This is a genomic window from Amycolatopsis jiangsuensis, assembly GCF_014204865.1.
Lineage (GTDB): Bacteria > Actinomycetota > Actinomycetes > Mycobacteriales > Pseudonocardiaceae > Amycolatopsis > Amycolatopsis jiangsuensis.
The window spans coordinates 4,143,534-4,170,492 of record NZ_JACHMG010000001.1 but is presented as its reverse complement, the minus strand read 5'-3'; the positions used below and the strand labels follow the sequence as shown (position 1 = coordinate 4,170,492).

Genomic DNA, 26,959 nt, shown 5'->3' with positions numbered 1-26,959 from the left:
TCCTGTTCCCGTCTCTCCGCGTCGATCACGCGCCGCCGAAACGGCGAGTCTGATATCGACCTACCCGGGCTGCCCCCGCCAAAACTGGCTGTCCGATGGCGATCGCGAAGTTCGGCCGAACAGCCCAGCACGCCTGCGTCCGCTCAGGCCACGAGCCGACGGTCGGTAGCGAGCCGAAGCCGGGCAGTGGCGAAATGCCAGTACGTTCTGAGGCTTTTCTGAGATCTCCGGACCAGGCTGAACGCCGTCAACCGAATCGTGGTCGTGCGGGAGGTCTTGGTGATGGCGGACGTGCTGGAGTACCTGGTGGTCGGTGCGGGGCCGGCGGGCTTGCAGCTCGGGCAGCAGCTGGGTGCGGCCGGGCGGGACTACCTGGTGCTCGAAAGCGGGGACGTACCCGCCGCGTTCTTCACGCGGTATCCGCGGCACCGGACGTTGATCTCGGTCAACAAGAAACACACCGGGTGGACCGACCGCGAGCTGAACCTCCGGATGGACTGGAACTCGCTGCTCGACGACGGGCCCGACCCGGTGCTGTTCACCGACTACAGCGACGAGCTGTTCCCGCCGGCCGAAGCGTTCCTCCAATACACCGCGGATTACGCCGCCAAGCACGAGGTTCGCATTCGCTACAACACCCGGGTCATCCGCGTCAGCCGGGACGGTGACATCTTCGTGCTCACCGACGCCGACGGCGCCACCTTCCGGTCCCGGCGGCTGATCATGGCGACCGGCGTGACCAAGCCGTACGTGCCGGATGTGCCCGGGATGGACCTGATCGATCAGTACGCGGACTTCGATCCCGATCCTGCGCAGTTCGACGACCAGCGAGTGCTGATCCTCGGCAAGGGGAATTCCGCGTTCGAGACCGCGGACAGCCTCAACGCGCACGCTGCCGTACTGCACGTCGCCGGGCCGCGGCCGGTGAAGCTCGCGTGGCGCACGCACTTCGTCGGGCACGTGCGTGCCTACAACGCCGGCGTGCTGGACATGTACCAGCTCAAACTGCAGCATGCCATTCTCGACGGGGAAGTTCGCGAGATCACCAAGGACGCCGACGGCTACCACGTCAAGTTCGCGTTCTTCCGGGCTGACGAGGTGATCAAGGAACTGCGCTACGACCGCGTGATCGGCTGCACCGGGTTCCGGTTCGACGCCTCGCTGTTCGACGAGGACTGCCGTCCGGAAATGGTCATCAACGGCCGGTTCCCGGCGCAGACGTCCTCGTGGGAATCGGTGAACGTGCCCGGACTGTACTTCGCCGGAACGATCACGCAGGTCCGTGACTTCAAGAAGGCGACCAGTGCCTTCATCCACGGATACCGGTACGGTGTGAAGGCGCTTTCCAAGGTCCTCGACGAACACCACCACGACACCGAATGGCCGTCCACCGACGTGCCCGCGAAAACCAGTGGTCTGGTCGACGCCGTGATCGCGCGGATCAATCGCACCTCCGCGCTCTACCAGCAGTTCGGCTTCCTCGGCGACGTCCTCACCGTGGACGCGGGCCAAGCCCGGTACTACGAGGAAATGCCGGTGGACCGGTTCGAGGAATCGTCGCTGCGGCAGCGGGAGAACGCCTTCGTGATCACGCTCGACTACGGTCCCGACCACGACAAGGTCGACCCTTTCGACTTCACGGTGAAACGGGCGAGCCAGGACGTGGCGAACGATTCCGGCGAAGGGCACTACCTGCATCCGATCGTCAAGCATTACCGGAACGGCGAGCTGGCCGCCACGCACCACGTCACGGAGAACCTCGAGAACGAGTGGAACCGGGACGTGCACATCGGGGCGCTGACCGCGTTCTTCGAACAGCAGCTTTGACATGCGCACGATCGCGGAGCTCGAAACCGCGGCTCGGAGGCGGCTCGCCCCGGCACATTACGACTTCTACGCGGGCGGCGCCGGAGAGGAAGAAACGCTGCGGGCCAACGAGGAAGCGTTCCGCCGCCGGGTGCTGGTGCCGCGGGTGCTCCGGAACGTCGGCAAGCGCGACCTTGCTGTGGAGCTCGCGGGCTCACCGCTGTCGATGCCGGTTCTCCTTTCCCCGACGGCGTTTCACCGGCTCGCGCACCCTGATGGAGAGCTCGCCACCGCGCGGGCGGCCGCGCGGGCGGGCACGGTCCTGGTGGTCAGCATGGCCGCGACGACGGCGATCGAGGACATCGTCGCCGCGGCAAGGGAAGTCACCGACGATCCGGCGTTGTGGTTTCAGCTCTACCTGCAACCGGACCGGGAATTCACCAAGGCGGTGATTTGCCGGGCGGAACGGGCCGGCGTCAAGGCGCTGGTGGTGACCGTCGATTCCGCGGTTTTCGGAAAGCGGGAACGCGACCACCGCAACGGTTTTCTCGATCTGCCTCCGGAACTGTCGGTCGAGAACATGCGCGATGACACCGGGCGGGTACGGGACATCGAGATGCCCGCGGAGTTGACGTGGACGGACGTCGAATGGCTGCGGACGATCAGCGGGCTGCCGATTCTTTTGAAGGGCATTTTGCATCCCAGCGACGCGCGCCTGGCAGTCGAGGCGGGCGTGTCCGGTCTGGTGGTGTCCAACCATGGTGGCCGGCAGCTCGACTCGGCTGTCTCCACAATGGACGCGCTGCCCGCCGTGGCGTCCGCAGTGGACGGTGCGATTCCGCTGATCCTCGATGGCGGAGTCCGCCGGGGCACCGACGTGGTGAAAGCACTCGCGCTCGGGGCGAGCGCGGTGGGAATCGGCCGTCCCGCGCTGTGGGGGCTCGCCGCGGCAGGCACGGAAGGAGTGACTGAGGTGCTCGAAGGGTTGCGCGAGGAAGTGGATCGCGCGTTCGCGTTGTGCGGGGCGGCCGATCCGGCCGGACTGACCGCGGAGCTGGTCCGATGAGAAGGCTTGTACTGCTGGCGCTGGCCGGCCTCGTGGCGACGCTGCCGAAGTGGCTGCCCGCACGGGTGATCGCGTTGCGCATGAAGATCTTCGCACTCGTCAACGGCGACGAGGGGCTCGTGGTGCCGGTCGAGGATTTCCGCCAGGTCTACGGACACCCGGCCGCGGACGGCCGCAGCAAGGGTGCCGCGCTGTCCGACCTGTTCTGGTACTGGCTCGCTCCGGGGCCGCAGGTGCACCAGGAACACCTGGAGCCCGGCCCGCGCTACGACGAGGTCGCCAAAACCACCCGGAACATCCTCGTGAAGCCGAAGGGGGAGTCCGAGGAGCTGACCCAGCGCGTCGCGACGCGGGTGCTCGGCGAGCTGGACATCGGTTCCGGCAGGCTGATCCGGCTGCGAGACGAGATGATGCCGATCTGGGCCGAGCTGTACTACGAGCTGGTGTTCGGCGAACCGTGCCCGCGTGCGGCACGCGATCTCATCGTCGGGCACGCGGACGACGTGGTGTCCGCGCTGAAATGCGTGCGGCCACGCAACATGCGGCGGCGCGGCCGGCTCACCGCATACCTGCGGCGGCGGCTGGACGACGTGCCGCACCCGCTGCCGTCGCGGCTGACCCGCGAGGAGCAGGCCTACTACCTGCAGGGCACGTTCTTCAACACCGCCGTGGTGCAGATGTCCGAGGCGATGGCGCACCTGCTGATGATCATCGCCGAGCGTCCCGACGTGCAGCGCAGGCTGGCCGAGAACCCGGACGACGACGCGTACCTGGACCGGGTGCTGGACGAGGGCCTGCGCACGTACCCGCTGTTCGGCATCGCCCACCGGATCGCGACCGGCGACATCGAGCTGGCCGACCGGACCATCGACGAGGGCACCGTCCTGTTGTTCAGCTATCCCGACTTCCACCACGCCGGCTTCGACCGGCCGGCGGAGTTCGAGCCGTCCCGGTGGGAGGGCTGCCCGGCACACGCCCGCAAGGAGGCGAACTTCCTGCCCTTCGGGGTGGCGCAGAACCGGCCCTGCCCGGCGCGTGGCCTGGCGCCGGTGACCATGCGCGTGGTGACGCGGGAGTTCCTGCGCCGGTTCTCGCTGTCCACCAGCGCCGCGCACACCCGTTCGATCCCCAACCGGGGCCCGGTGTTCCTCACCCCGCGCGGCTCCGGCCGGGACGACCGCGGCGTACTGGCCTACCTCGCGGTCCGGGACCGCTGGGAAGACGTGTGGCGCAGCCTCGCGCAACTGGTGTTCGGCACGTTCATGGTCCTCGACGCGCGGCGGCTGCGGATGTGCGTCCGCTACTTCCGGACCCACGACCTCGACGGAGGCAGGAAATGAGCCCGACTCAGGCGGCACCCGCGTTCTTTCTCGCGGTGGTGGTGATCCTCGTGGTCTGCCGGCTTGTCTGCGCGCTGGCCGTGCGGCTCGGGCAGCCGCCGGTGGTGGGCGAGATGATCGCCGGCGTCCTGCTCGGTCCGTCGCTGCTCGGGCTGCTGCTGCCCGGGGTGCAGGAAGCGCTCTTCCCCGACGAGGTGCGCACCCTGCTCTACCTCGGCGGCCAGATCGGGCTCGTGATCTACATGTTCGGCGCCGGATACGAGTTCCGGATGGGTGCGTTGCGTGACGGGCGCAAGACCGTGGCCGCGGTGTCCGCGGCCGGCACCGTGGTGCCGCTCGCGCTCGGCGTCGGGGTGGCGATGCTCGGCGGGAGCTGGGTGGGAGTGCTGAAACCGGGGGTCTCGCCGGTGGTGTCGGCCGCGTTCGTGGGCGTCGCGCTCGCGATCACGGCGTTCCCGATGCTTGCCCGCATCATCACCGAACGTGGGCTGGGCAGTACGCGGTTCGGCTCGCTCGCCCTCGCCTGCGGGGCACTCGACGACGTGCTCGCCTGGATCCTGCTGGCCGTGGTGCTCGGCATGCACGCCGGTTCGGCGGGCCCGATCGCTCTCGCGGTCGGTGGGGCGGTGCTGTTCGTGCTGCTGGTCTGGCTGGTGGCACGCCGGATCCTCGTGCACGCGATGCGGAGCCCGCGGCTGTCGGACGACCACCGGCTGCTGGTCACCGCGATGATCCTGTTCGCGGCCGCCTGGTTCACCGACGTGGTGGGGCTGTACGCGGTGTTCGGTGCTTTCGTGATCGGGCTGGCGTTCCCGCGTGGGGAGGCGGCGGACGCGGTGCTCGCCCGGATCATGCCGATCGGGCGAGTCGTGTTCCTGCCCCTGTTCTTCACCTACTCCGGGCTCAACACCCGCTTCGCGCTGCTCGCGGACCCGAAGCTGCTGCTGTTCGCACTGATCTGCGTGGTGGTCGCGGTCGTCGGCAAACTCGGCGCATCGTGGGGTGCCGCGCAGGCGGCGGGGGAGCCGGGGCCGGTCGCGGTCCGCATCGGCGTACTCGTGAACGCGCGCGGGCTGATGCAGCTGATCGCGCTGAACGTCGGGCTCGCCGCGGGCATCGTCTCTCCCGCGTTGTTCACGGTGCTCGTGCTCGTCGCGCTGGTCACCACCGTGATGACCGCTCCGGTGCTCAGCCTGCTCGATCGCCGAGACGCACGCCGGTACGAGGGGCGGGAGTTGCCCGAATTTCTCCTGACTGCCCGGACGTGAGGTCTTACCTACGAAAGTTGAGGTTTCAATCGACCGGATGACTGCCAGTATGGATTCGTGCACGAAGAGGCAGAGATCCCGGTGGCCACCCGGGTGCTCCTGGTCGAGGACGATCGCGACCTCGCCGGAATGCTCGCCGAGCTGCTCGCCGGAGAAGGCTACGAGACCGACCACGCGCCGGACGGCCAGCGCGGTCTGCATCTCGGGCTCACCGGGCGGTACGACGTGCTGATCCTGGATCGGCGGCTGCCGGTGGTGGACGGGCTCTCGCTGCTGACGCAGTTGCGCCGCCGTGCGGTGTCCGCCCGGGTGCTGGTGCTCTCCGCGCTCGGTGAGCTGGCCGACCGGGTGCACGGCCTGGACGCCGGTGCGGACGACTATTTGGTCAAGCCGTTCGAGACCGACGAGCTGCTCGCCCGGATGCGGGCGTTGTGCCGCCGGGATCTCGAACAGGCCGAATGCCTGCCGGTCGGGACCGCCGCGCTGGATCTGCACCGGCACGAAGTGGTGCTGCCCCGCGGCGAGCGGGTGACCCTGTCCGGCAGGGAGTTCGAGCTCCTGCGCACGCTCGCGCAGCGGCCGAAGGCGATCCACCCGCGTGCGGCACTGCGAGCGGGGGTGTTCACCGAATCCGCTGGCGAGTCCATTGTGGATACCTACGTGTACTACCTGCGGCGGAAACTGGGCCGGGGCGTGGTGAAGACCGTGCACGGGCTGGGTTACCAGATCGGGACGGTATGACCACGGTCGTCGATGCGGAGACGCGGGCGCTGCGGCGGGCGCGGCGGACCATCGCGGGCCAGATCGCCGTGGCGATCACGTTCGTGGTGCTCGTCGCGGGCGGTATCGCGTACTGGATCCTGGTGCGCGGGCAGGTCGCCGAGGTCGATCGCCAGCTGGAGTACACGATCGGCCAGGGGCCGGCGAAGACGCCGCCCGGTTGCGTGTGGCTGGTCACCCCGCAGGGACACGCGCCGGCCGGGCCACTGCCGTTCACGCTGCCGCCGGCCCCGTCGGTCCCGCACGCCGGCGACGTGGTCACCGAAGAACGCGCCATGGGTGACACCGTCTACACGATCCGCACCGTCAACCGGGACGGTCAGGTCTGGCAGGCCTTCTTCGAGCAGGGCTATCTGATCGCCGACCGGCACCAGCTGCTGCTCGGGCTCGGGGCGGCGGAGCTGGTCGTGCTGGTGGTCGCGGTGGTCAGCGGATACCTGCTGGCGCAGCGGGCGATCCGCCCGCTCGGCGAGGCGCTGCGGCGGCAGCGCACCTTCGTCGCCGACGCTTCGCACGAGCTGCGTGCGCCGCTGACCCGGCTGCACACGCGTACTCAGCTGCTGGCCCACCGCGGCCGCGCGGTTCAGGATGATCTCGACGCCCTGGTAGCCGGCACGCGCGAAATGGGTGAGGTGGTGGACGATCTGCTGCTGTCCGCACAGGCCGGCAAGGAGCGGCCGCGGCTGGTGCCGGTGCAGTTGGCGACCTTGGCCGAACAGGCCGTGGCGGCGGAATCGGTGCGCGCGAGCGACCGCAGGGTGGAGTTGCGGCTGCGCCGCTCGCCCGGGCTGGAGGACGTCGTCTCCGGCGTGCCGACGGCGTTGCGGCGCGTGTTGTCGGCGCTGCTGGACAACGCGCTCGGGCACACCCCGCCGGGCGGTTCGATCGAGGTGAGCCTGGCGAACCCGGACCCGCGGCACGTCGAGCTCCGCGTCCGCGACACCGGCGCGGGTTTCCCCCAGCAGCACGCGGACCGGCTCTTCGAACGCTTCGCGCACGGCTCGAACGGCGAAGGCCGCCGTTTCGGCCTGGGGCTGGCGTTGGTGCAGGAGGTCGTGACCGGCCACGGGGGCACCATCGCGGCCACCGGCAGCCCCGGTGCGGGGGCCACCTTCACCTTGCGGTTCGCCCGGGTCTGACCGCGCAGGGACCGCTTCTCGGACCTTGAGTGCAAAGTTTGGTGACAGCGTTTTAAAACACTGTTACCTTAGGTGGCGTTGATCCGCGAGGAGGAGATCCATGTACGGACCAGAGCAGTTGTTCACCGTCATCGCGCTCGTTTCGCTGCCCACCGTGATGTACGGCGGGTACGCGTTGCGCGGCGTGCAGCGCCGGAACCAGCTCACCGACCAGCAGCGCGGCTTCTTCCGTGCCGGGCACGCGCACGCGGGCGTGCTGATCGTGCTGGTGCTCGTCGCGTTGCAGATTCTCGAACGCACGAATCTGTCCAACGGCGCGCGGTGGCTGGTGTGCTTCCTGCTGCTGTTCGGGGTGCTCGCGCAGTCCGGTGGGTTCTTCCTGGCGATGCTGCGGACCCGGCTCGGCATGGGCGTCACCACCGGTGGCGCGGTGCTGCTGGGGGCGGCGACGCTGATCACCGCCTACGGCGTGGCGTTCCCCTGACGCACCGGCGCCTGCCGGGTCGTTAAGCTTGATGACGTGCCTGAATACCTGTCGACCGCGCCTGTCAAGGGGACCCGAGACTTCCTCCCCGCCGAGATGTCCGTCCGCACGCAGGTGTTCGGCCATCTCTACGACGTGCTCGAGCGCTACGGCTTTCTCCGTTACGACGGTCCGGTGCTCGAACCGGCCGAGATCTACGAGCGCAAGTCCGGGCAGGAGATCGCCGACCAGCAGCTCTACACGCTCACCACGCGGGGCGGCGAACGGCTGGCGCTGCGCCCGGAGATGACGCCGTCGGTGGCCCGGATGATCGCCGGGCACGCGAAATCCCTGTCGTTCCCGGTGCGCTGGTACAGCCACCCCAACTGCCACCGCTACGAGCGTCCCCAGCGGGGCCGGGTGCGCGAGCACTGGCAGATCAACGCCGACATCTTCGGTTCGGAGAGCGCGAACTGCGAGATCGAGATGTTCGAACTCGTCCACGATCTGATGGGTGCGCTCGGCGCCTCGCCGGAGGACTTCGCGATCCGGGTCAACGACCGGAACCTGCTGTCGTCTGCGCTGACCGATGTGGCCGGCATTTCCGCGGAGCTGCTGCCGCAGGTCTTCGCGCTGGTCGATCGGTGGGAGAAGACGCCTGCCGACGAACGCGGCGCCGCGGCGGGGGAGATCGGCTTGTCGGACAAGGAGTTCGAGAAGCTGTCCGAGACGCTCGGTGCCGGCGCGGCGCTGCTGGACGAGCTGCCCGCGGAGGTCAAGGCGGAGTCGAACCTGGTGAAGGTGCTCTCCAGCAGTGCCGCGAGCCTCGTCCGCTACGAGCCGCTCATCGTGCGCGGGCTGGCGTACTACACGTCCACCGTGTTCGAGGTCTTCGACACCTCGCCGAAGAACCGCCGCGCGCTGTTCGGCGGCGGCCGCTACAGCGACCTCGCCTCGCTGTTCACCAAGGAGCGGATTCCCGGCATCGGGTTCGGCATGGGAGACGTCACGCTGATGGACTTCCTCGAAACGCACGACCTCGCCCCGCAGCCACGCAGCGAGGTCGACGTGATGGTCATCCCGGTGGACGAGGAGCTCGCCGATCCGGCCCGCCAGGTCGCCGCGTCGCTGCGGAAGGCGGGTCTGCGCACGTCGACGCCGCTCGAACCACGCAAGCTCGGGAAGGAGCTGACGCGCGCGGACAAGGCGGGCGCGGTCGCGGTGGTCATCGTCGGCGAGGAGGACTGGGCGGCGGGCGCGGTGACCATCCGCAGCCTGGCGACGCGGGAACAGCGGCAGGTTTCGCTCGCGGACGTCCCGGCCGAGGTGGCGGGCCTGGTCACTCCGTCCTGACGGCGGCCCACTCCGCCAGCAGTCCGGCCACCCGGGCCGGGTGACTCGCGAACGGCGAGTGCCCGGCCCCGGGAAGCACGTGCACTCGCGCGCCCGCCGCGGCGTAGCGAGTGGCGGTGGCGGCGGAATCGTAGAGCCGGTCCCGGCTGCCCAGGATCACCAAGGTGGGCAGGCCGAGGTCGCGCAGCTGCTCGTCGAGCGGACGCTCGGCGAGCAGCTTCCGCCGTTCGGTGAGCACGACGCGGGCCATCGCGGGGCTGGTGGCCGCGAAATCCGTGCGCAGCCGATGCCACGCGGTGCGGCGCAACGCCCAGGTGGTCACCGGTGCGCCGGCCAGCGACCGCAGCACCGGGCTCACCCCCGGCGCGGCGAGAAGCCCGTGTCCGGGCGGGAAAGTGGCGTGCCGGTAGTCCGGCGCCTGTCCGATGAGGACAGTTCGCGAGACGGCGTCTGTCTGCGCTGCCAGCTCCAGCACCACGTCCGCGCCGAACGAGTGACCCACCGCGGTCACGCCGGAGAGATCGCCGATGGAGTCGGCCAGCGTGCGTGCCTGCGAGCGCGCGTCGAGTCCACTGTGGCCACCGGTCCGGCCGTGCCCGCGCAGATCCGCCCGGACGATCCGGAACCGGTCGGACAGCAGCCGGGCGACCGGATCGAAGGAGCGCAACGAACCGCCGAAACCGTGTACCAGTAGCAGAACCGGCGCGTCCCCGGGGCCTTCGACGAGGACGTTCACCGTTTCGCCATCGCGCGGCCGGCGGCGCGGCCGGAGAAGATGCAGCCGCCGAGGAAGGTCCCTTCCAGCGCGTTGTAGCCGTGCACACCCCCGCCACCGAAGCCGGCCACCTCACCGGCGGCGTACAGGCCGGGCAGCGGTTCGCCGTCCGGGCGCAGGACCCGGGAGTCCAGATCGGTCTGGATGCCGCCGAGTGTCTTGCGGGTCAGGACGTTCAGCCGTACCGCGATGAGCGGACCATGTGCCGGATCGAGGATCCGGTGCGGTTTCGCGACGCGCGCGACGCGGTCGCCGACGAACCGGCGCGCGTTCGCGATGGCCATCAGCTGCAGGTCCTTCGAATACGCGTTGCCCACTTCGAGATCGCGCGCCACGACCTGCCGCTGCAGGTCCGCCGGGTCCAGCGCCGGACCACGGGCGATCTTGTTCATCCCTTCGACCAGTTCGGGAACAGTGCCGGCCACCACGAAATCCACTCCGTGCCGGGTGAAGGCGTCGACCGGCCCGGGCGCACCGGACGCCGCCCGGCTCGCGAGCGTGCGGCGCAGGCTTTTCCCGGTGAGATCGGGATTCTGCTCCGACCCGGACAGCATGAACTCCTTCTCCAGGATGGTCTGGGTGAGCACGAACCACGAATAGTCGTAGCCGCTCGCGAGGATCGCCTTCAGCGTGCGGTTCGTGTCGAATCCCGGGAAGTTCGGCGCGGGCAGCCGAGCGCCGGTGGCGTCGAACCACAGCGAGGACGGGCCGGGAATGATCCGGATCGCGTGGTCCGGCCAGATCGGGTCCCAGTTGTGGATTCCCTCGGTGTAGTGCCACATCCGATCGCGGTTGACCACGCGCGCGCCCGCGGTCTCACTGATGCCGATCATCCGTCCGTCCACATGGGCCGGTACGCCGGGAATCATCGTCGCCGGCACCGGGCCCAGCCGCTCGACCGGCCAGTTGCGCCGCACCAGCTCGTGGTTGTGGCCGATCCCACCCGAGGAGACCAGCACGGACCTCGCGTGGAACTCGAACTCGCCCGCCCGCTTCCGCGACGACCGCACGCCGCGCGGCTCGTCGCCGGCTTCCAGCACGGTGCCGCGGACGCCAGTCGTCACGCCGTCCTCGACCACCAGTTCGTCGACCTGATGCCGGAAGGCGAACCGCACGAGGCCCCGGCGTTCCCCATCGAGCACCGGTTCGGCGAACACCCGCACCACCTCGGGACCGGTGCCCCAGGTGAGGTGGAAACGGGGCACCGAATTGCCGTGCCCGCCGGCGACGCCACCCCCGCGTTCGGCCCAGCCGACCAGCGGCGTCACGCGCAGGCCGAGGTCACGCAGGTACTGGCGCTTCTCGGTGGCCGCGAACCGCACGTAGGCCGCCGCCCACCGTCGTGCCCAGAAGTCCTCGTCCTCGCGGTCGAAGCCCGCAGAATCGAGCCAGTCGCGCAGGGCGAGCTCGTAGGAGTCCCGGATGCCCAGCCGCCGCTGCTCCGGGCTGTCCACGAACAGCAGCCCACCGAGCGACCAGAACGCCTGCCCGCCGAGGTTCGCCCGGTTCTCCTGGTCCAGCACCAGAACCCGGCGGCCGGCCCGGACCAGTTCGTGCGTGGCGACGAGCCCGGCAAGGCCCGCGCCGACCACGATCGCGTCGGGTTCGAACGTCATCGCGGGGCTCCTTCGCTGTAGGCCGTGACCACCCGCACGGCGAGGTCGGTCCGGCGCTGCCACACGCCGGGGTCGTCGGGCGCCATCAGGCATTGCACGGTGGTGCCGTCGTGGACGGCGATGAGTGCCTGGCCGAGCGCGTTCGGATCGGGAACCACCCGGCCGACGCGGGTGAGCAGGTCCTCGAGAAACGGCATCAGCGTCTCGGCGATCGCGGTCTCACGGGCGGTCATCAGCTGCCGCAACGCCGGGTTTCGCAGGGCGTGCGTGGTGAACTCGGCGCTCACCCGGTACCAGACGTCGTCCACCGGGATCGCGGGCAGCAGCTGCCGCACCACGTCGCCGACGTCGTGCACGTCCGTGGCCCCGGCCTGCTCGAACGCGTCGCGCAGCCCGTCGAGCAGCTCGGCCGAACGGCGTTCCCACATGGCGAGGAACAGCTCGTCGAGCGAAGCGAAGTTGGAGTAGAAAGCACCTCGCGTGTACCCCGCCCGCTCGCACACCTGCTCCACTGTGGACCGTCCGAAGCCCTCCTCCGCGAACACCGCGAGCGCGGCGTCGAGCAGACGGCGGCGGGTCTCCGCGCGTCGGCGCGGGACGCGGGCGGCCGGTGCCGGCATGGGGCGACTCCCAGCTCGATACGTCGTTGTACTGGATACACGAGTGTATTGACGACGCGCAAGGCCGGTCACCGGCGAAACCCGGTGTCCTCCCGTGCTTTTCGGATACTCCTGCTCGTCATGATCGACAGTTTGTAGTACGCTGGGGGAAGTCAAGGTCGAACGCCTCGTAGCGATCCCTTGGCCAGGCCTGTTGCCGGAGGTCGACCCCCAGGGCTTCCGGTGACAGGCCCCTTTACTGTCCGGGCTTGCCGGCCCCCTTGTCTGTACCGCTGCGGCTTTTTCCGTGTGTCGCGGGGGTTTCCGCTTGACGCGGGCGCTCATGTGAGCCGGAGCATGCTCACATGAGCGTCGCGGCCACCGTTGCGCCCAATTCCGTGAGAGCCTCCAGCGCGGCCTTGTCCGGTTCGCCGGTCAGGAGAACCGGCTCCGCTACCCGTGACCAGCCCAGTCCGGTGGTGATGGCATCGAGCTGGCGGACGGTGCCCGCGGTGTCGTTGTTGCCGTGCACGTAGGCGCCGAACGGGCGGCCCCTGGTCGCGTCGAGACAGGGGTAGTAGACGGTGTCGAAGAAGTGCTTCAACGCGCCACTCATGCTGCCGAGGTTCGCCGGAGTGCCCAGCAGGTACCCGTCCGCGGCCAGCACGTCGGCCGCGGTGGCGCCCAGCGCAGGCCGCCGCACGACGTCGACCCCTTCGAGGTCCGGATGCTTCGCCCCGGCCAGCGCGGCCTCGAACATCGCCTGCATGGCCGGCGACGGAGTGTGGTGCACGATCAGCAACGTGGGCATGCCCCGCAGCCTGCCATCGGCCGCGAGGCAGCGCATCCGTCACCGCAGGAGCGCCGTGACGTCCTCGTGAATCGCGCTGAGCAGCGTGGCGGCCTGGTCGCGTGCGGCCGTCAGCTCGCCGGTCACCGGGGCGACGACCTGCAGGTACGTCTTGAGCTTCGGCTCGGTGCCGGAAGGCCGGACTACCACGCGCACCCCGTCGCCGTGCAGGCGCAGCACGTCGGCGTCCGGGAGCAGATCCTCCAGCGTCACCGGGACGCCGCCGAGCGTGGCCGGGGGACTGGTGCGCAGCCTGGTCATCAGCCGCCCCCGCACCGCCAGGTCGGTGACCCGCAACGAGACCTGGTCGGTGAGGTACACGCCGTGCCGGCGGGCGATGTCGTCGAGGACGTCCGAGGCGGTGCGGCCCTCGGCCTTGAGTGTGGCGGCGAGGCCGGCGGCGGCGACCGCTGCCGCGATACCGTCCTTGTCCCGGACGAAACCGGGGTTCACGCACAGGCCCAGTGCCTCCTCGTAGGCGAAGACCAGGCCTTCGCCTGCCCGGACCAGCCATTTGAACCCGGTCAACGTTTCCGCGTACCGCGCGCCGCTTTCCTTGGCCAGCTCGCCGAGCAACGAGGCGGAGACGATGGTGGTGGCCACCAGCGGATCGGGATTGTCCGTGGTGGACAGCAGATGCGAGCCGAGCAGCACCCCGGTCTCGTCGCCCCGCAGCATCCGCCACTCGCCACCGGGCGCGCGCACGCCGAGGGCGCAGCGGTCCGCGTCCGGGTCCAGCGCCACCGCCAGATCGGCGTCCACTTCGGACGCCAGAGCCAGCAACAGATCGGTGGCGCCGGGCTCTTCCGGATTCGGGAACGACACGGTGGGGAAGTCGGCGTCCGGCTCCGCCTGCTCGGCGACCAGGTGCACGTCGGTGAAACCGGCTCGGGCCAGCGCCGCGCGCAGCGTTTCGGCACCGACGCCGTGCAACGCAGTCGCGGCGATCCGCAGGTCCCGGGCGCTGCCGCCGGGCAACGCGGCCACTGCGTCGAGGTACGCCTCCCGCGGGTCGGCGACTTCGGCGCCGGCCGCGCGGGACACGTCCACCGCGGCGGGCACGGCCTGGATGGCTTGCTCGATCTCGCCGTCCGACGGCGGCACGATCTGCCCGCCGGTCCCGTCGTAGAGCTTGTACCCGTTGTCCGCGGGCGGATTGTGCGAAGCGGTGATCTGGATACCGGCCGCCGCTCGGTAATGCAGTACGGAATAGGCGAGCAACGGCGTCGGCAACGGCTGCGGAAGGACTTTCACCGCAAAACCGGCAGCGGAAAGCACTTCGGCCGCGGCGGTGGCGAACGCCTCCGAACCGTGCCGCGCGTCGCGGCCGAGCACGACCACTTCGCCGGCGTGCCCGTGCGCGGTGAGCCAGGCCGCGACCCCGGCGGTGGTCCGCGTGACCACCGCGACGTTCATGCCGTTCGGCCCGGCCCGCACGGGACCGCGCAGGCCGGCGGTGCCGAACTCCAGCGGCCCGGCCATCCGGTCGGCGAGTTCGTCGGCCGCGCCGGGCTCCTGTCCGGCGGCACGGGCGAGGACCGTGGCCAGTTCGTCGCGGGAAGCGGGATCGGGGTCGCCGGCGATCCAGCGTTCGGTGGCGGCACGCAGGTGCGTGGTCAGGCTGTTCGGCACCGGATCAGCCTACGCGGGGCCGGTCACGGGAAACGGCAAAAGTGCGTTGCGCATTCTCGATAGGCTGAAACAGTGCGCATGATTTTCACGTCCCTCGCCTCCTACGGCCACCTCTATCCCCTGCTCCCGCTCGCCGTCGCCGCCCGCGACGCGGGCCACGAGGTCGTCTTCGCGACGGCCGCCGACTTCCACCCGACCCTGGACAAGGCGGGCCTCGAACCCGCGGCCGCCGGGATTTCCATCCAGCAGGCGTTCCGGGAGGCTTTCGCCGGCGATCCGCGTGCCAGGGACGAGGTGTCCGAGGAGGAGCTGAACCCGATCATCGGCCGGGCGTTCGGCCGGACCATGCCGGAACGGTTCATGCGCGACCTCGCACCCCTGATCGACCAGCGCCGCCCGGACCTCGTCGTGTACGAGCTGGCCAACCCCGGCGGGCTTTTCGCCGCGCACGCGGCCGGGGTCCCGGCGATGTGCCACGGGTTCGGCAGGGTGACCGTGGGCGGTGAGGCGGGCGCGGTGATCCGGGAACCGGTGGCCGCCTTCGGCGCCGAGCTGGGGATCGCCGGGGACGCTGACTTCGCCTGGGGCCGTCCGTTCGTGGACATGTGCCCGCCGTCGGTACAGGACCCGGAATTCCTGGCCGGCGCACGGCGGGTGCCGGTGCGGCCGGTCGGCTGGAGCGAGCCCGGCGATCTGCCGCCAGGGGTGGCCGGACGCGATCGCGGACGGCCGCTCGTCTACCTCACTCTCGGCACCACGCCGATGAGCCAGGCGCACCTGCTGTCCTCGGCCGTGCAGGGGCTCGCCACGCTGGAGGCCGACGTGCTCGTGGCCACCGGACCGTCCGTCGACGTGGCCGCGCTCGGCGAGGTGCCGCCGAACGTCCGGCTGGCGGCGTGGGTACCGCAGTCGGAGCTGCTGCCGCACGTCGACCTCGTCGTGCACCACGGAGGCAGTGGCACGACCATGGGCGCGTTCGCCGCCGGCGTGCCGCAGCTCGTGCTGCCGCAGGGCGCGGACCAGTTCTCCAATGCCGAAGCCGTGACCGCGGTCGGAGCGGGCAACCAGCTGCTGGGCGACGAGGTGACCACGGAGGCAGTGCGCGACCACGCCCTCCGCCTGCTGACCGACACGGCGGTGCGCGACGTGGTGCGCAAGCTGGCCGACGAGGCCGCGGCGATGCCCTCACCGGCGGACGTCGCGGCAACACTCCCGCAGTACGCCTGACGAACGCGTCCCGCCCCGGCACGCGGTCGGGGCGAAACGGGCGGTTGCGGCTGGGGTTGCTGCGGTTGGGGGGAGCGTGCGGTGCGGCTGGGGTCGCCGCGACCGGAGCGGTGCGTGCGGTGCGGCTGGGGTTGCTGTGGTCGGGGTGGAGCGTGCGGTGCGGCTGCGGTCGCCGCGACCGGAGCGGCACGGGCGGTACCCGCTGGTTTGCTGCGGCCGTAGCGGAACCGCCGGTACCGCGGCTCGGATCGCCTCTACCGGGCGAAATCGGCTGTACCGGCTCGGGTCGCCCTGGGGCGGAACGGGTTCCGGCCCAGGGCGTCGTGCGGTCAGGCCCGGGCGACGAGTTCCCTCAGCAGCGAGCCCATCCGGGTCGCCGACTGGCGGCCTGCTTCCAGGACCTCCTCGTGGTTCAGCGGTTCCCCGGTCATGCCCGCGGCCAGGTTCGTGACCAGCGAGAGGCCGAACACCTCCAGCCCGGCCTCGCGGGCCGCGATCGCCTCCAGCACGGTCGACATGCCGACCAGGTCGGCGCCGAGCGTGCGCAGCATCCGGATTTCGGCGGGCGTCTCGAAGTGCGGGCCGGGCAGCCCCGCGTACACGCCCTCCTCCAGTGACCCGTCCACCTCGCGGGCCAGGTCACGCAGCCGCGTCGAGTACAGGTCGGTGAGGTCGACGAAGTGCGCGCCGACGATCGGCGAACGCGCGGTCAGGTTGAGGTGGTCGGAGATCAGCACCGGCTGGCCCACGCTCATACCCGCGCGCAGCCCGCCGGCCGCATTGGTCAGCAGCACCGTGCGGGCACCCGTGGCGGCTGCCGTGCGCACGTTCTGCACCACCGGGTCGATGCCCTTGCCCTCGTAGAAGTGCGTGCGGCCGAGCAGGACGAGCGCACGCTTGCCGTCGACTCGCAGCGACCGCACCGTACCGCCGTGGCCGACCGCGCCGGGGGTGGTGAAGCCCGGCAGATCGCCGAACGGGATCTCCGCGTCGGCGGTTCCGATCACGTCCGCGGCCGGGCGCCAGCCCGAGCCGAGCACCACGGCGATGTCGTGCTTGTCCACACCGGTGCGCTCGGCGATGACGGCCGCGGCCGCCTCCTCCTGGTTGCTCATGCCGCCGAGCGTATCCGCCGGGCAGGCGCGGTCAGGACGCCCCGGTCAGGCTGAGCGTGGGCCGGATCCGGCCGAACGTGCCCCCCGCGGTGTCCTCCTGCTCGACGGGAACGGTGAGCGACAGCACCCACAGATCGCTGTCGGCCTCTTTCAGCAGCGCGAAGGTCGCCCGGGTGGCGGATCCGCCGCTCGACCGGTGGGGCTCGCCCTGGACCTCCGTGCTTTCCGCCGTGCGGTAAGTGAGGGTGATCCCGTCGGCGGTGCCGGTGGCCGGCTGCGCGATGCTGAACGTCTCCGGGTTCTTGCCAGGGCTCGGGTTCAGCGAGGCCAGGTAGTCGCTGGTCGAGTGCTTGCTGGTGAAGTTCTCGAAGCGTTCGAGCCGCAGCGACTGCCTGCCGTCCGGCGAGATGTACTGCACCACCGCCGACGTGCCGAGTGCCGAGGAGCGGCGCGAGGCGATGAACCGCCGCCAGTCCTCCGGGACCGACAGCCGGTAGGCGCTGTCCCGGGACACGTTCGCGGTGGCGCTCGCGTTGCCCTGCCGGGACACGAGCTTCGCCGGCGTCTGCGGCCTCTCGATCGGCGCGTAGCCGGGCGCCCCGCTGAGCGTCTCCGGCAGCAGTGACTGGCCGCTGAGCACCCGGGCCAGCGCGAACCCGCCCCCGCCCGCGACGAGGAACAGCACCACCGAGGCGAACACGAGCACCGTCGTGCCCAGCGCACTGCGCCGCCGCGGTGGGGGCTCCGGCGCGGCGGGCACCTCGGCGGCCGGCCCGCCGGAGATCGAGGGCACCGGCGGCAGGGAGGGCATCGAGGGCGCCGGTGGCACCGGTGACACGGACGAACCGGTCGAACCGGAGGACTGCAGGAACGGCAGCGGTCCCGGATCGGCCGCCAGCGGAGCCGGCTGCTCTCCCGAGGCCGAGCCGGGCGCGGGCGCGACGGTCTTGACGACCTGCGTGTCCGTGGCGTCCAGGTGTGCCGAGGTCCGCTTCCCGTCCGGCGTGCGGAACAGCTCGGGGCCGAACAGGTCGAGCGCCGATCCGCCCTGGACCGGGTACAGCCGGTGGCGCACCTCGCGCAGCGAGATCCGCTTTTCCGGCTCCTTCTTCATCAGCGCCGTGATCACGCCGGCCAGCGGACCGGGGCGTGGTCGCGGCACCTTGCCGTTCACGACCTTGCCGACGGTCTCCAGCGGATCGCCGTCCGCATCGTAGGGTGGCGCACCCTCGACCGCCGCGAACAGCGTGGCACCCAGCCCCCACAGGTCCGCGCCCGGCGTGACCGGCCCGCCGGAGGCGACTTCCGGCGCGATGTAGGCGGGCGAGCCGAGCATGATCCCGGTACGCGTCATGGTGGCTTCGGAGACGTTGCGGGCGATGCCGAAGTCGGTGAGCTTGATCCGGCCGTCCGCCGCCACCAGCACGTTGCCCGGCTTCACGTCGCGGTGTGTGATGCCCGCGGCGTGCGCCGCCTCCAGCGCCGCGGACACGGCGACGCCGACGACCGCTGCCTGCTCGACGGTGAGCGGCCCGTGGTCGCGCAGGATGTGCGCGAGGCTGCGCGAGGGCAGCAGCTCCATCACCACGAACGGCTGGTCGTGCTCGCGGGCGACGTCGTGCAGGATGATCACGTTCGGATGCGACAGCACGGCGATCGCCCGTGCCTCGCGCAGCGTCCGCTCGCGCAGCTCGGCCGCCTGTGCGGCCGGGATGCCCGGCGGCACCTTCATCTCCTTGACCGCGACCGGCCGGTGGAGGAATTCGTCGTAGGCCGACCAGACCGTGCCCATCGATCCGGAACCGAGCACCGATCGCAGCCGGTAGCGGCCCGCGACCACCCGCGGTTGCTCGTCCGGCGACTCGTTCGGCGGTGCTGCTTGCTCCGAGGACACCCCCTGATTGTGGCCTAAGGCACCGACCGGCCTCGAGCCAGTGCCGCCACCCCAGGTGCCACCCGTAAGGGGGGCGAGCAGAGTCACAGGTGCGCGCACCGGCGTGGCTCTACCATCACTGGGTATGACGAACGTGGCTGGTCCGGAATCGGCGCCGATCCCCGAGCCGGGGCTCGCTCTCGCCGCGGAGTTCCCGGAGGCGGATCGAGCCCGGTGGCAGGAGCTGGTCGCCGGGGTGCTGCGCAAGAGCGGACGGCTGCCCGAGGACTTCGCCGGCGCGCCGGAGAGCAAGCTCGTCAGCCGCACCTACGACGGCATCGAGATCCAGCCGCTGTACACCGCCGAAGACGAACAGGGCCCGCTCGGCTTCCCCGGCCTGCCGCCGTTCGTCCGCGGTGCCCGTCCGGAGGGGGTCATCGGTACCGGCTGGGACGTGCGGGTGCGCCACCTGCGCGCGGACGCCAAGGTCGCGAACGCGGCGATCCTGGCCGACCTCGAGGGCGGTGCTTCCTCGGTGTGGCTGCGCCTGAATGACGGCGCGCTCCCGGTTTCCGCGCTGGCCGAAGCGCTCAACGACGTGTACGTGGACCTCGCGCCGGTTGTTCTCGACGCGGGCGCCGGTTACGAAGCCGCCGCGCAGGCTTTGCTCGACCTTTTCGCCGAGCGGGAGATTCCGGCCAGTGAAGCTGTCGGCACGCTCGGCGCGGACCCGATCGGCACCACCGCGCGTACCGGGGAAACCCTCCCGCTGGTTCCGGCCGCGGAGCTGGCCGCCCGCGTTGCCGCGAAGTACCCGAAGGTACGCACGATCGTCGCGGACGGGTTGCCGTTCCACGAGGCCGGCGGCTCCGACGCGCAGGAGCTGGGCGCCGTGGTCGCGGCCGGCGTCGCGTACCTGCGGGCGCTCACCGAGGCCGGGCTGGAGGTGCCGCAGGCGGCCGCGCAGCTCGAGTTCCGGCTGGCCGCGACGGCCGACCAGTTCCTCACCATCGCCAAGTTCCGTGCCGCCCGACGGCTGTGGGACCGGGTGCTGGAGGTTTCCGGCGCTCCGGCCGAGGCCCGCGGAATGCACCAGCACGCGGTCACCTCGCCGGCCATGCTGACCCAGCGAGACCCGTGGGTGAACATGCTGCGGACCACCGTCGCCTGCTTCGCCGCCGGGGCCGGGGGCGCGGACGCGGTCACGGTGCTGCCGTTCGACGCCGCGATCGGCCTCCCGGACGCGTTCTCCGCACGCATCGCCCGCAACACCGGCACCGTGCTGCTCGAGGAGTCGAAGCTGGGCAACGTGATCGACCCGGCGGGCGGGTCATGGTACGTCGAGAAGCTGACCGACGAGCTGGCCGAAGCCGCGTGGCGGGAGTTCACCGCGATCGAGGCGGCCGGCGGGATCGAGGCCGAGCTCGCCACCGGCACGCTGGCCGGACGGCTCGCGCAGACCTGGGAGAACCGGGCGAAACGCCTGGCCACCCGCAGGGACCCGCTCACCGGCGTCAGCGAATTCCCGAACCTGGCGGAAAAGGCGGTCTCCCGCGAGCCGCTGCCGCCGGTCGCCGAAGGCGGGCTGCCGCGGCACCGGTACGCCGAGGAGTACGAAAAGCTGCGCGACGCGTCCGACGCCTATTTGGCCGAGCACGGCAGGCGGCCGAAGATCTTCCTCGCCACGCTGGGGCCGGTCGCCGCGCACACCACGCGTGCCGGATTCGCCGCGAACCTGTTCCAAGCCGGGGGAATCGAGGCGGTGAACCCCGGTGCCACGGACGACCTGCCCGGCGCCTTCCGGGAGAGCGGGGCCCGGGTCGCCTGCCTGTGCGGCACCGACGCGGCCTACGAGGAGCAGGCCGCCGCGGTCGCGGCTTCGCTCGGCGCGGAGACGGTTCTCCTGGCCGGAAAAGGGAATTACGAAGGTGTCGACGGGAACGTGTACGCCGGGTGCGATGCGCTCGAAGTACTGATCGGACTGCACGAGCAGCTGGGAGTGACGGTATGAGCGCAGCTTGCAAGCGAATCATCGTTGTTCATGCGGGCGCCTCCCGGACGACCGGCGTGCAACTCCTTGTGGAGGCGACGGCATGAGTATCCCGAATTTCGCCGGCATTCCGCTCGGCACGCCCGAGCCGGGGGACCGCGCCGCGTGGGCACAGGCCGTGCAGGACCGCACCGGCAAAGGCCCGGACGCGCTCGCCTGGGAGACCCCCGAGGGCATCGGGGTGAAGCCGGTCTACACCGCCGCCGATCTGTCCGATGTGGACTTCCTGGGTACCTACCCGGGGATCGCGCCGTACCTGCGCGGGCCGTACCCGACGATGTATGTGAACCAGCCGTGGACCATCCGCCAGTACGCCGGATTTTCCACCGCGGAGGAGTCGAACGCCTTCTACCGCCGCAATCTCGCGGCCGGGCAGAAGGGCCTTTCGGTCGCCTTCGACCTGGCGACGCACCGCGGTTACGACTCCGACCACCCCCGGGTGTCCGGTGACGTCGGCATGGCCGGCGTGGCGATCGACTCGATCTACGACATGCGCCAGCTGTTCGACGGCATCCCGCTGGACAAGATGAGTGTGTCGATGACGATGAACGGCGCGGTGCTGCCGGTGCTCGCGCTCTACGTGGTCGCGGCCGAGGAACAGGGGGTGAAACCGGAGCAGCTGGCGGGGACCATCCAGAACGACATCCTCAAGGAATTCATGGTCCGCAACACCTACATCTACCCGCCGAAGCCGTCGATGCGGGTCATCTCCGATATCTTCGCGTTCACCTCGCAGCACATGCCGAAGTACAACTCGATCTCCATTTCCGGCTACCACATGCAGGAGGCCGGGGCGACCGCCGACCTCGAGCTGGCCTACACGCTCGCCGACGGCGTCGAGTACCTCCGCTCGGGCATCGACGCCGGACTGGACGTGGACAAGTTCGCGCCGCGGCTGTCGTTCTTCTGGGCCATCGGCATGAACTTCTTCATGGAGGTCGCGAAGCTGCGTGCGGCGCGGCTGCTGTGGGCGAAGCTGGTCAAGCAGTTCGATCCGAAATCGCCGAAGTCGCTGTCCCTGCGCACGCATTCGCAGACGTCCGGCTGGTCGCTCACCGCGCAGGACGTGTTCAACAACGTCACGCGCACCTGCGTCGAGGCGATGGCGGCCACCCAGGGGCACACGCAGTCGTTGCACACCAACGCGCTCGACGAGGCGCTGGCGCTGCCCACGGACTTCTCCGCCCGGATCGCACGCAACACCCAGCTGCTGCTGCAACAGGAATCGGGGACCACGCGGGTGATCGACCCGTGGGGCGGCAGTGCGTTCGTCGAGAAACTGACCTACGACCTGGCGCGCCAGGCCTGGGCGAACATCACCGAGGTCGAGAGTGCCGGCGGAATGGCGCAAGCGATCGACAAGGGTATTCCGAAGCTGCGTATCGAGGAGGCGGCCGCGCGCACGCAGGCGCGGATCGACTCCGGTCGCCAGCCGGTCATCGGCGTCAACAAGTACCAGGTCACCGACGACGAGCAGATCGACGTGCTCAAGGTCGACAACGCGGGCGTGCGCACCCAGCAGCTGGAGAAGCTGCGGCGGCTGCGGGAGGAACGGGATCCGCAGGTCACCGAGGACGCGCTGCGGCGGCTCGCCGAGGGCGCCCAGAACGACGGCAACCTGCTCGCGCTCGCCATCGACGCGGCGCGGGCGAAGGCCACGGTCGGCGAGATCTCCGACGCGCTGGAGAAGATCTGGGGACGGCACTCCGGCCAGATCCGCACGATCTCCGGCGTGTACCGGGAAGAGGTGGGGAAGTCGGACAACGTCGAGAAGGCCCGCGGGCTGGTCGAGCGGTTCGCCGAGGCGGAGGGGCGGCGCCCGCGTCTGCTCGTCGCCAAGATGGGCCAGGACGGGCACGACCGGGGCCAGAAGGTGATCGCCACCGGATTCGCCGACCTGGGCTTCGACGTCGACGTCGGCCCGCTGTTCTCCACTCCGGCCGAGGTCGCCCGCCAGGCCTCGGAGGCGGACGTGCACGTGGTCGGGGTGTCCTCGCTGGCCGCGGGGCACCTGTCGCTGGTGCCCGCGCTGCGCCACGAGCTGGCCGAGCAGGGCCGGGAGGACATCATGGTGGTGGTCGGCGGCGTGATCCCGCCGCAGGACTACGACGAGCTGCGGGCCGCGGGCGCGGCGGCGATCTTCGGTCCGGGCACGGTGCTCGCGGACGCCGCGATCGGCCTGCTCGAGCAGCTGTCCGCGCAGGAGTCCTGAGCCTTGCCGCGCCGGATCGACGTCGGCGAGTACGCGAAAGGTGTGCTCGCCGGCGACCGCGGGACCTTGTCCAAGGCGATCACGCTCGTCGAATCCCACCGCGAGGAACACCGCCGGCAGGCCCAGGAGCTGCTCGTGGAGCTGCTGCCGCACGCCGGCGGCGCGAAGCGGGTCGGGATCACCGGCGTACCCGGAGTCGGTAAGTCGACATTCATCGATCAGCTGGGCACCGACCTGACCACGGCCGGGCACCGGGTCGCGGTGCTCGCCGTCGACCCGTCGTCCACCCGCACCGGCGGATCGATCCTGGGCGACAAGACCCGGATGGCGCGGCTGGCGGTGGACCCGGAGGCGTTCATCCGGCCTTCGCCGACCTCGGGCACGCTCGGCGGGGTCGCGCGCGCCACTCGGGAGACGATCGTGCTGATGGAGGCCGCCGGCTTCGACGTGGTGCTGGTGGAGACGGTCGGGGTCGGGCAGTCCGAGGTGACCGTGGCGAACATGGTCGACTGCTTCCTGTTCCTGACCCTGGCTCGCACCGGCGACCAGCTGCAGGGCATCAAGAAGGGCGTGCTGGAGCTGGCCGACGTGATCGCCGTGAACAAGGCGGACGGCCCGCACGAACGCGACGCCAAGCGTGCCGCGCGGGAGCTGCAGGGCGCGCTGCGGATGATCTACGGCAAGGACGCGGCGTGGACGCCACCCGTGCTGACCTGCAGTGCCCTGGAAGGCATCGGCCTGGACGAAGTGTGGGCGACGATCGGGTCGCACCGCGAGACGCTGGAAGCGTCCGGCGAGCTGGCGCAGCGGCGGCGGCAGCAGCAGGTCGACTGGACCTGGGCGATGGTGCGGGAGCAGCTGCTCGACCGGCTCACCGCGCATCCGCAGGTACGTGCCCAAGTGACCGAAGTGGAGCGCGCGGTGCGCGAGGGCGAGCTGACCGCGACGCTGGCGGCGCAGCGCATCCTCGACGCTTTCGCCGAGCCTGCTTGAGGTTCTTGTCTGAGGCGCCTGTTTGAGGTTTCTGCGGGAGGTGCTGCTTGAGGTTCCCGCGGGCGGTGCTGTTTGAGGTTCCCGCGTGAGGTGTCTGCACGAGGTGCCTGCTTGAGGTTTCTGCGCCCGGCGGTCGCCGTCACCCGCCGAACGGATCCGGCTCCTCCGCGTGGCGGCTGACCGAACGCGGGTTCGGCGGGCAGAATGCGGACCGATGCCGTAGAAGGGAAGTCATGGCGAAGGTGCGGGGACTGCTGCTGGCCGGCCTGCTCGGCGTGGTGCTCACGGGCGTACTGCCCGGGCCGTCCGCCGTCGCGGCCACTGGACCGGCGCCGTCGGTCGCGGTCACGCAGGCGAGTGAACTCCACCAGGCGCCTCCCGGCCCGGTACTGGACCCCTCGCAGACGGACAAGGCGAACGCCGAGAAGACCAGGAACAAGCTCATCGCCGGCGGTGCCGCGGTGGTCCTGCTGGCGATCGTGTTCTTCGGCCGCCGTCGCCGCATCAAGCGGCGCAAAGCCCAGGGCAGCTGAGCCCACTCCCGGTAGCGCCCTGCCTTCGCTGTCCGTTCGCGCCGCCTCTGCCCGATTACCGCCTTCAGCTCTCTCGGCCGTGCTCCGGTTGCCGGCCTCAGGGATCGGCTGCCCGCCGCCTCCGGGCTGGGCGCCTTTCAGCGGTCGCCGCTGCCGTTGGGCGGTTCCGCGTGGTTCTTCGCTGGTCCCGCGCGGGCGAACCTTCGGACAGCGGTGGGCGGGCCTGTGCGGACGCGCGGCGGCTTTGCGCAGGTCGGCGGTGGTCACTCCGAGCTTCGGACGGGGTTTTCCGTGCGCACGGCCGGGGCTTGCCTTCCGTTCACCCAGGCCGAAGTTCGGCTCACCGTTCAACGCAGATCCGGTACCGGCCGTCTAGGCCGGATGCCGCGGGCAGGCCGCTTGCCACCTGCATGGTGCACGATCATCTGCAAATGCGTACGACAGATCGAACGGCACGTTGCGTGACCCCCTGCGCTGCTCGGGCCACCCGTGTTGCGGGAGGAGGTGCGGCGTGACAGTGCTGGATTCACGACCGGACGTGCCCGGTGACCCCGATGGTGGGCTCGGCGACCCGATCGAGGCGCCCGGCGCGCTCGTGACCGAAGCCGGGGCCAGCATGGCTCCTGTGGAAGATCTCGGTGCGGGCCGCGGCCCGTTCTGGCTGGACGACTGGCTGCGCGCCAACGGCGAGGACCTGCTGGTCTGGCGCCGGCACATCCATGCCCACCCCGAGCTGTCCCGGCACGAGTTCGCGACGACCGAGCTGATCGTCTCGCTGCTGCGCGCAGTAGGACTGAAGCCGTGGGTGCTGCCCGGCGGCACCGGCGTGGTGTGCGACATCGGCCAGGGCGAGCGTTGCGTGGCACTGCGTGCGGACATCGACGCGCTGCCGCTCACCGAGGCGACCGGCCTGCCCTACGCGTCCACCACGGAGGGTGCCGCGCACATGTGCGGCCACGACGCGCACACGGCCATCCTCCTGGGTGCCGCGCGCGCCCTCGCCGGCGCGCCCGAACTGCCCGGCCGGATCCGGCTGATCTTCCAGCCCGCCGAGGAGGTCATGCCCGGCGGCGCGCTCGACATGATCGCCGCGGGCGCGCTCAAGGGTGTGGACCGGATCTTCGGGTTGCACTGCGACCCGCGGCTGGAGGTCGGCAAGGTCGGTACCCGGGTCGGGGCGGTGACCTCGGCCGCGGACCTGATCGAGCTGAAGCTGACCTCGCCCGGCGGGCACACGTCGCGACCGCATCTGACCGCCGACCTGGTGTACGCGCTCGGCACGGTGATCACCTCGCTGCCCTCGGTCCTGTCGCGGCGGGTCGACCCGCGCTCCGGCACCGTCCTGGTGTGGGGCGCGGTGCATGCGGGACAGGCCGCCAACGCGGTCCCGCAGGACGGTCTGCTGCGCGGCACCCTGCGCACTGCCGACCACGAGGTGTGGAAGTCGCTGGAGCCGCTCGTCGCGTCGTCGGTGGAGTCGCTGCTGGCGCCGACCGGAGTCGGATTCTCCCTCGACTACCGCCGCGGGGTCCCCCCGGTGGTGTCCGACCCGGAGTCGACGGCCCTGATCCGCGCCGGCGTCGAGGCGGCCGTCGGGGAGCCGGGTCTGGCCGGTACGGAGCAGTCCTCCGGCGGCGAGGACTTCGGCTGGTACCTCGAACACGTCGAGGGAGCGTTCGGCCGGCTCGGCGTGTGGCCCGGCCCTCCGGTGACCCAAGCCGACATCCACCGTCCGACGTTCGTCCTGGACGAACGTGCCCTCCTCGTCGGCGTGCGCACCCTGGTGCACACCGCGCTCACCTCGCTGACCTGAGTTGTCCACAGCGCCTCGGCCGCTGTGGACAACTCTCGGGCGGGTGAACACCCCTCGTGCAGGCTCCCTGACGCGGGGGTTCACCCGCTCTTGCAGGACGGTGTTCGGTCGTGGGACACCTGCTCACCGAGAGTGATTCGCAGCGTTTCCCGGCTGGCGGGTTCGCGCTCGGCGGGTACGGTTTTTTGTTGCGCAGCAACATTTTCCCGAGACGTGGTGCTTTACCGGCGAGTTGAGTCAAGCGCTTGCTTCACAGTCCGTCGGTGGACGGCCGCGGTCGGTTGCGTGGCTGCCGGCGAGGTCGTCCGGGGGAGTCGGGCTCGGCCGTCCCGCCCACGTCGTGAGACGAGTTATCCACAGGACTGCCGGGGGTGGGGACACCTGCGGTCCCGCCCTGTGGTAGCGCCCGCGAACGTCCCCGTCGCGCGACGTTCACCCGCCGGTCACGGGCTGGCC

Annotated in this window: 21 protein-coding genes; 14 read left to right on the top strand and 7 right to left on the bottom strand. The window is 70.6% G+C overall.

The features are described from left to right. Positions 1-264: 264 nt before the first annotated feature. The 8 genes from BJY18_RS18345 to hisS all read left to right on the top strand — a co-directional run bounded on the left by BJY18_RS18345 (position 265) and on the right by hisS (position 9,215). Complete coding sequence (locus BJY18_RS18345; protein WP_312873886.1) at positions 265-1,827, top strand: NAD(P)-binding domain-containing protein; 1,563 nt, start codon at positions 265-267, stop codon at positions 1,825-1,827. Between the two features lies 1 nt (position 1,828). Then, entirely contained in the window at positions 1,829-2,872 is a 1,044-nt protein-coding gene (locus BJY18_RS18340) for an alpha-hydroxy acid oxidase (protein ID WP_184781137.1), read from the top strand. Next, the gene (locus tag BJY18_RS18335) at positions 2,869-4,212 is read left to right on the top strand and encodes a cytochrome P450 (protein WP_184781136.1); all 1,344 of its coding nucleotides are present in this window, start codon (positions 2,869-2,871) and stop codon (positions 4,210-4,212) included. Before BJY18_RS18340 ends, BJY18_RS18335 begins: the two co-directional genes overlap by 4 nt. After that, positions 4,209-5,480 carry a cation:proton antiporter gene (locus BJY18_RS18330; RefSeq protein ID WP_184781135.1) on the top strand — a complete coding sequence of 424 codons (1,272 nt, stop codon included), beginning with the start codon at positions 4,209-4,211 and terminating at the stop codon, positions 5,478-5,480. The genes BJY18_RS18335 and BJY18_RS18330 overlap by 4 nt, the downstream gene beginning before the upstream one ends. Positions 5,481-5,573: 93 nt before the next feature. Then, positions 5,574-6,221 carry a response regulator transcription factor gene (locus tag BJY18_RS18325; protein WP_184784694.1) on the top strand — a complete coding sequence of 216 codons (648 nt, stop codon included), beginning with the start codon at positions 5,574-5,576 and terminating at the stop codon, positions 6,219-6,221. After that, complete coding sequence (locus tag BJY18_RS18320; protein ID WP_184781134.1) at positions 6,218-7,399, top strand: sensor histidine kinase; 1,182 nt, start codon at positions 6,218-6,220, stop codon at positions 7,397-7,399. Before BJY18_RS18325 ends, BJY18_RS18320 begins: the two co-directional genes overlap by 4 nt. Before the next feature lie 100 nt (positions 7,400-7,499). Further along, entirely contained in the window at positions 7,500-7,883 is a 384-nt protein-coding gene (locus BJY18_RS18315; RefSeq protein WP_184781133.1) for a hypothetical protein, read from the top strand. Between the two features lie 36 nt (positions 7,884-7,919). Further along, positions 7,920-9,215 carry a histidine--tRNA ligase gene (gene hisS, locus BJY18_RS18310; protein WP_184781132.1) on the top strand — a complete coding sequence of 432 codons (1,296 nt, stop codon included), beginning with the start codon at positions 7,920-7,922 and terminating at the stop codon, positions 9,213-9,215. On the opposite strand, the gene BJY18_RS18305 is transcribed toward hisS, so the two are convergent. The 5 genes from BJY18_RS18305 to BJY18_RS18285 all read right to left on the bottom strand — a co-directional run bounded on the left by BJY18_RS18305 (position 9,202) and on the right by BJY18_RS18285 (position 14,687). Next, positions 9,202-9,951 (bottom strand): alpha/beta fold hydrolase, encoded by a 750-nt coding sequence (locus BJY18_RS18305; protein WP_312873885.1) that lies wholly within the window; start codon positions 9,949-9,951, stop codon positions 9,202-9,204. The genes hisS and BJY18_RS18305 overlap by 14 nt on opposite strands. Further along, positions 9,948-11,606 (bottom strand): FAD-binding dehydrogenase, encoded by a 1,659-nt coding sequence (locus BJY18_RS18300; protein WP_184781131.1) that lies wholly within the window; start codon positions 11,604-11,606, stop codon positions 9,948-9,950. Before BJY18_RS18300 ends, BJY18_RS18305 begins: the two co-directional genes overlap by 4 nt. Continuing rightward, entirely contained in the window at positions 11,603-12,226 is a 624-nt protein-coding gene (locus tag BJY18_RS18295; protein ID WP_184781130.1) for a TetR/AcrR family transcriptional regulator, read from the bottom strand. The genes BJY18_RS18300 and BJY18_RS18295 overlap by 4 nt, the downstream gene beginning before the upstream one ends. Before the next feature lie 340 nt (positions 12,227-12,566). Further along, on the bottom strand, positions 12,567-13,016 hold the full coding sequence (locus BJY18_RS18290; protein ID WP_184781129.1) for a flavodoxin family protein: 450 nt from the start codon (positions 13,014-13,016) through the stop codon (positions 12,567-12,569). Between the two features lie 39 nt (positions 13,017-13,055). Continuing rightward, a complete protein-coding gene (locus tag BJY18_RS18285; RefSeq protein ID WP_184781128.1) occupies positions 13,056-14,687 on the bottom strand; it encodes a phospho-sugar mutase in 1,632 nt (543 codons plus the stop codon). Between the two features lie 72 nt (positions 14,688-14,759). On the opposite strand from BJY18_RS18285, the gene BJY18_RS18280 reads away from it, so the two are divergent. Then, positions 14,760-15,914 (top strand): glycosyltransferase, encoded by a 1,155-nt coding sequence (locus BJY18_RS18280; protein ID WP_312873884.1) that lies wholly within the window; start codon positions 14,760-14,762, stop codon positions 15,912-15,914. Between the two features lie 329 nt (positions 15,915-16,243). Here BJY18_RS18280 and BJY18_RS18275 read toward each other — a convergent pair whose 3' ends face one another. Further along, positions 16,244-17,029 (bottom strand): purine-nucleoside phosphorylase, encoded by a 786-nt coding sequence (locus tag BJY18_RS18275; RefSeq protein WP_184781126.1) that lies wholly within the window; start codon positions 17,027-17,029, stop codon positions 16,244-16,246. A 31-nt stretch (positions 17,030-17,060) separates the two neighbouring features. Then, positions 17,061-18,869, bottom strand: a complete 1,809-nt coding sequence (locus tag BJY18_RS18270; protein WP_184784692.1) for a serine/threonine-protein kinase — start codon at positions 18,867-18,869, stop codon at positions 17,061-17,063. Between the two features lie 178 nt (positions 18,870-19,047). Here BJY18_RS18270 and BJY18_RS18265 point away from each other — a divergent pair, with 178 nt between their 5' ends. From BJY18_RS18265 to BJY18_RS18245, 5 genes are all read left to right on the top strand, one after another. After that, the gene (locus tag BJY18_RS18265; protein WP_184781125.1) at positions 19,048-20,913 is read left to right on the top strand and encodes a methylmalonyl-CoA mutase family protein; all 1,866 of its coding nucleotides are present in this window, start codon (positions 19,048-19,050) and stop codon (positions 20,911-20,913) included. Positions 20,914-20,995: 82 nt separating this feature from the next. Continuing rightward, positions 20,996-23,164: a methylmalonyl-CoA mutase gene (gene scpA, locus BJY18_RS18260; RefSeq protein ID WP_184781124.1), complete on the top strand. Its 2,169-nt coding sequence runs from the start codon at positions 20,996-20,998 to the stop codon at positions 23,162-23,164. A 3-nt stretch (positions 23,165-23,167) separates the two neighbouring features. Then, positions 23,168-24,157: a methylmalonyl Co-A mutase-associated GTPase MeaB gene (gene meaB, locus BJY18_RS18255; protein WP_184781123.1), complete on the top strand. Its 990-nt coding sequence runs from the start codon at positions 23,168-23,170 to the stop codon at positions 24,155-24,157. A 233-nt stretch (positions 24,158-24,390) separates the two neighbouring features. Further along, on the top strand, positions 24,391-24,690 hold the full coding sequence (locus BJY18_RS18250) for a hypothetical protein (protein WP_184781122.1): 300 nt from the start codon (positions 24,391-24,393) through the stop codon (positions 24,688-24,690). 511 nt (positions 24,691-25,201) lie between these two features. Continuing rightward, positions 25,202-26,503 carry an amidohydrolase gene (locus tag BJY18_RS18245; RefSeq protein ID WP_184781121.1) on the top strand — a complete coding sequence of 434 codons (1,302 nt, stop codon included), beginning with the start codon at positions 25,202-25,204 and terminating at the stop codon, positions 26,501-26,503. The last annotated feature ends 456 nt before the right edge of the window (positions 26,504-26,959 follow it).

Excerpts from the sequence above, each read along its gene's own strand:
- BJY18_RS18340 (WP_184781137.1), top strand. The coding sequence starts at position 1,829 with ATGCGCACGATCGCGGAGCTCGAAACCGCGGCTCGGAGGCGGCTCGCC.
- BJY18_RS18335 (WP_184781136.1), top strand. The coding sequence starts at position 2,869 with ATGAGAAGGCTTGTACTGCTGGCGCTGGCCGGCCTCGTGGCGACGCTG.
- BJY18_RS18330 (WP_184781135.1), top strand. The coding sequence starts at position 4,209 with ATGAGCCCGACTCAGGCGGCACCCGCGTTCTTTCTCGCGGTGGTGGTG.
- BJY18_RS18320 (WP_184781134.1), top strand. The coding sequence starts at position 6,218 with ATGACCACGGTCGTCGATGCGGAGACGCGGGCGCTGCGGCGGGCGCGG.
- BJY18_RS18315 (WP_184781133.1), top strand. The coding sequence starts at position 7,500 with ATGTACGGACCAGAGCAGTTGTTCACCGTCATCGCGCTCGTTTCGCTG.
- BJY18_RS18300 (WP_184781131.1), bottom strand. The coding sequence starts at position 11,606 with ATGACGTTCGAACCCGACGCGATCGTGGTCGGCGCGGGCCTTGCCGGG.
- BJY18_RS18295 (WP_184781130.1), bottom strand. The coding sequence starts at position 12,226 with ATGCCGGCACCGGCCGCCCGCGTCCCGCGCCGACGCGCGGAGACCCGC.
- BJY18_RS18290 (WP_184781129.1), bottom strand. The coding sequence starts at position 13,016 with ATGCCCACGTTGCTGATCGTGCACCACACTCCGTCGCCGGCCATGCAG.
- BJY18_RS18275 (WP_184781126.1), bottom strand. The coding sequence starts at position 17,029 with ATGAGCAACCAGGAGGAGGCGGCCGCGGCCGTCATCGCCGAGCGCACC.
- BJY18_RS18265 (WP_184781125.1), top strand. The coding sequence starts at position 19,048 with ATGACGAACGTGGCTGGTCCGGAATCGGCGCCGATCCCCGAGCCGGGG.
- scpA (WP_184781124.1), top strand. The coding sequence starts at position 20,996 with ATGAGTATCCCGAATTTCGCCGGCATTCCGCTCGGCACGCCCGAGCCG.
- BJY18_RS18250 (WP_184781122.1), top strand. The coding sequence starts at position 24,391 with ATGGCGAAGGTGCGGGGACTGCTGCTGGCCGGCCTGCTCGGCGTGGTG.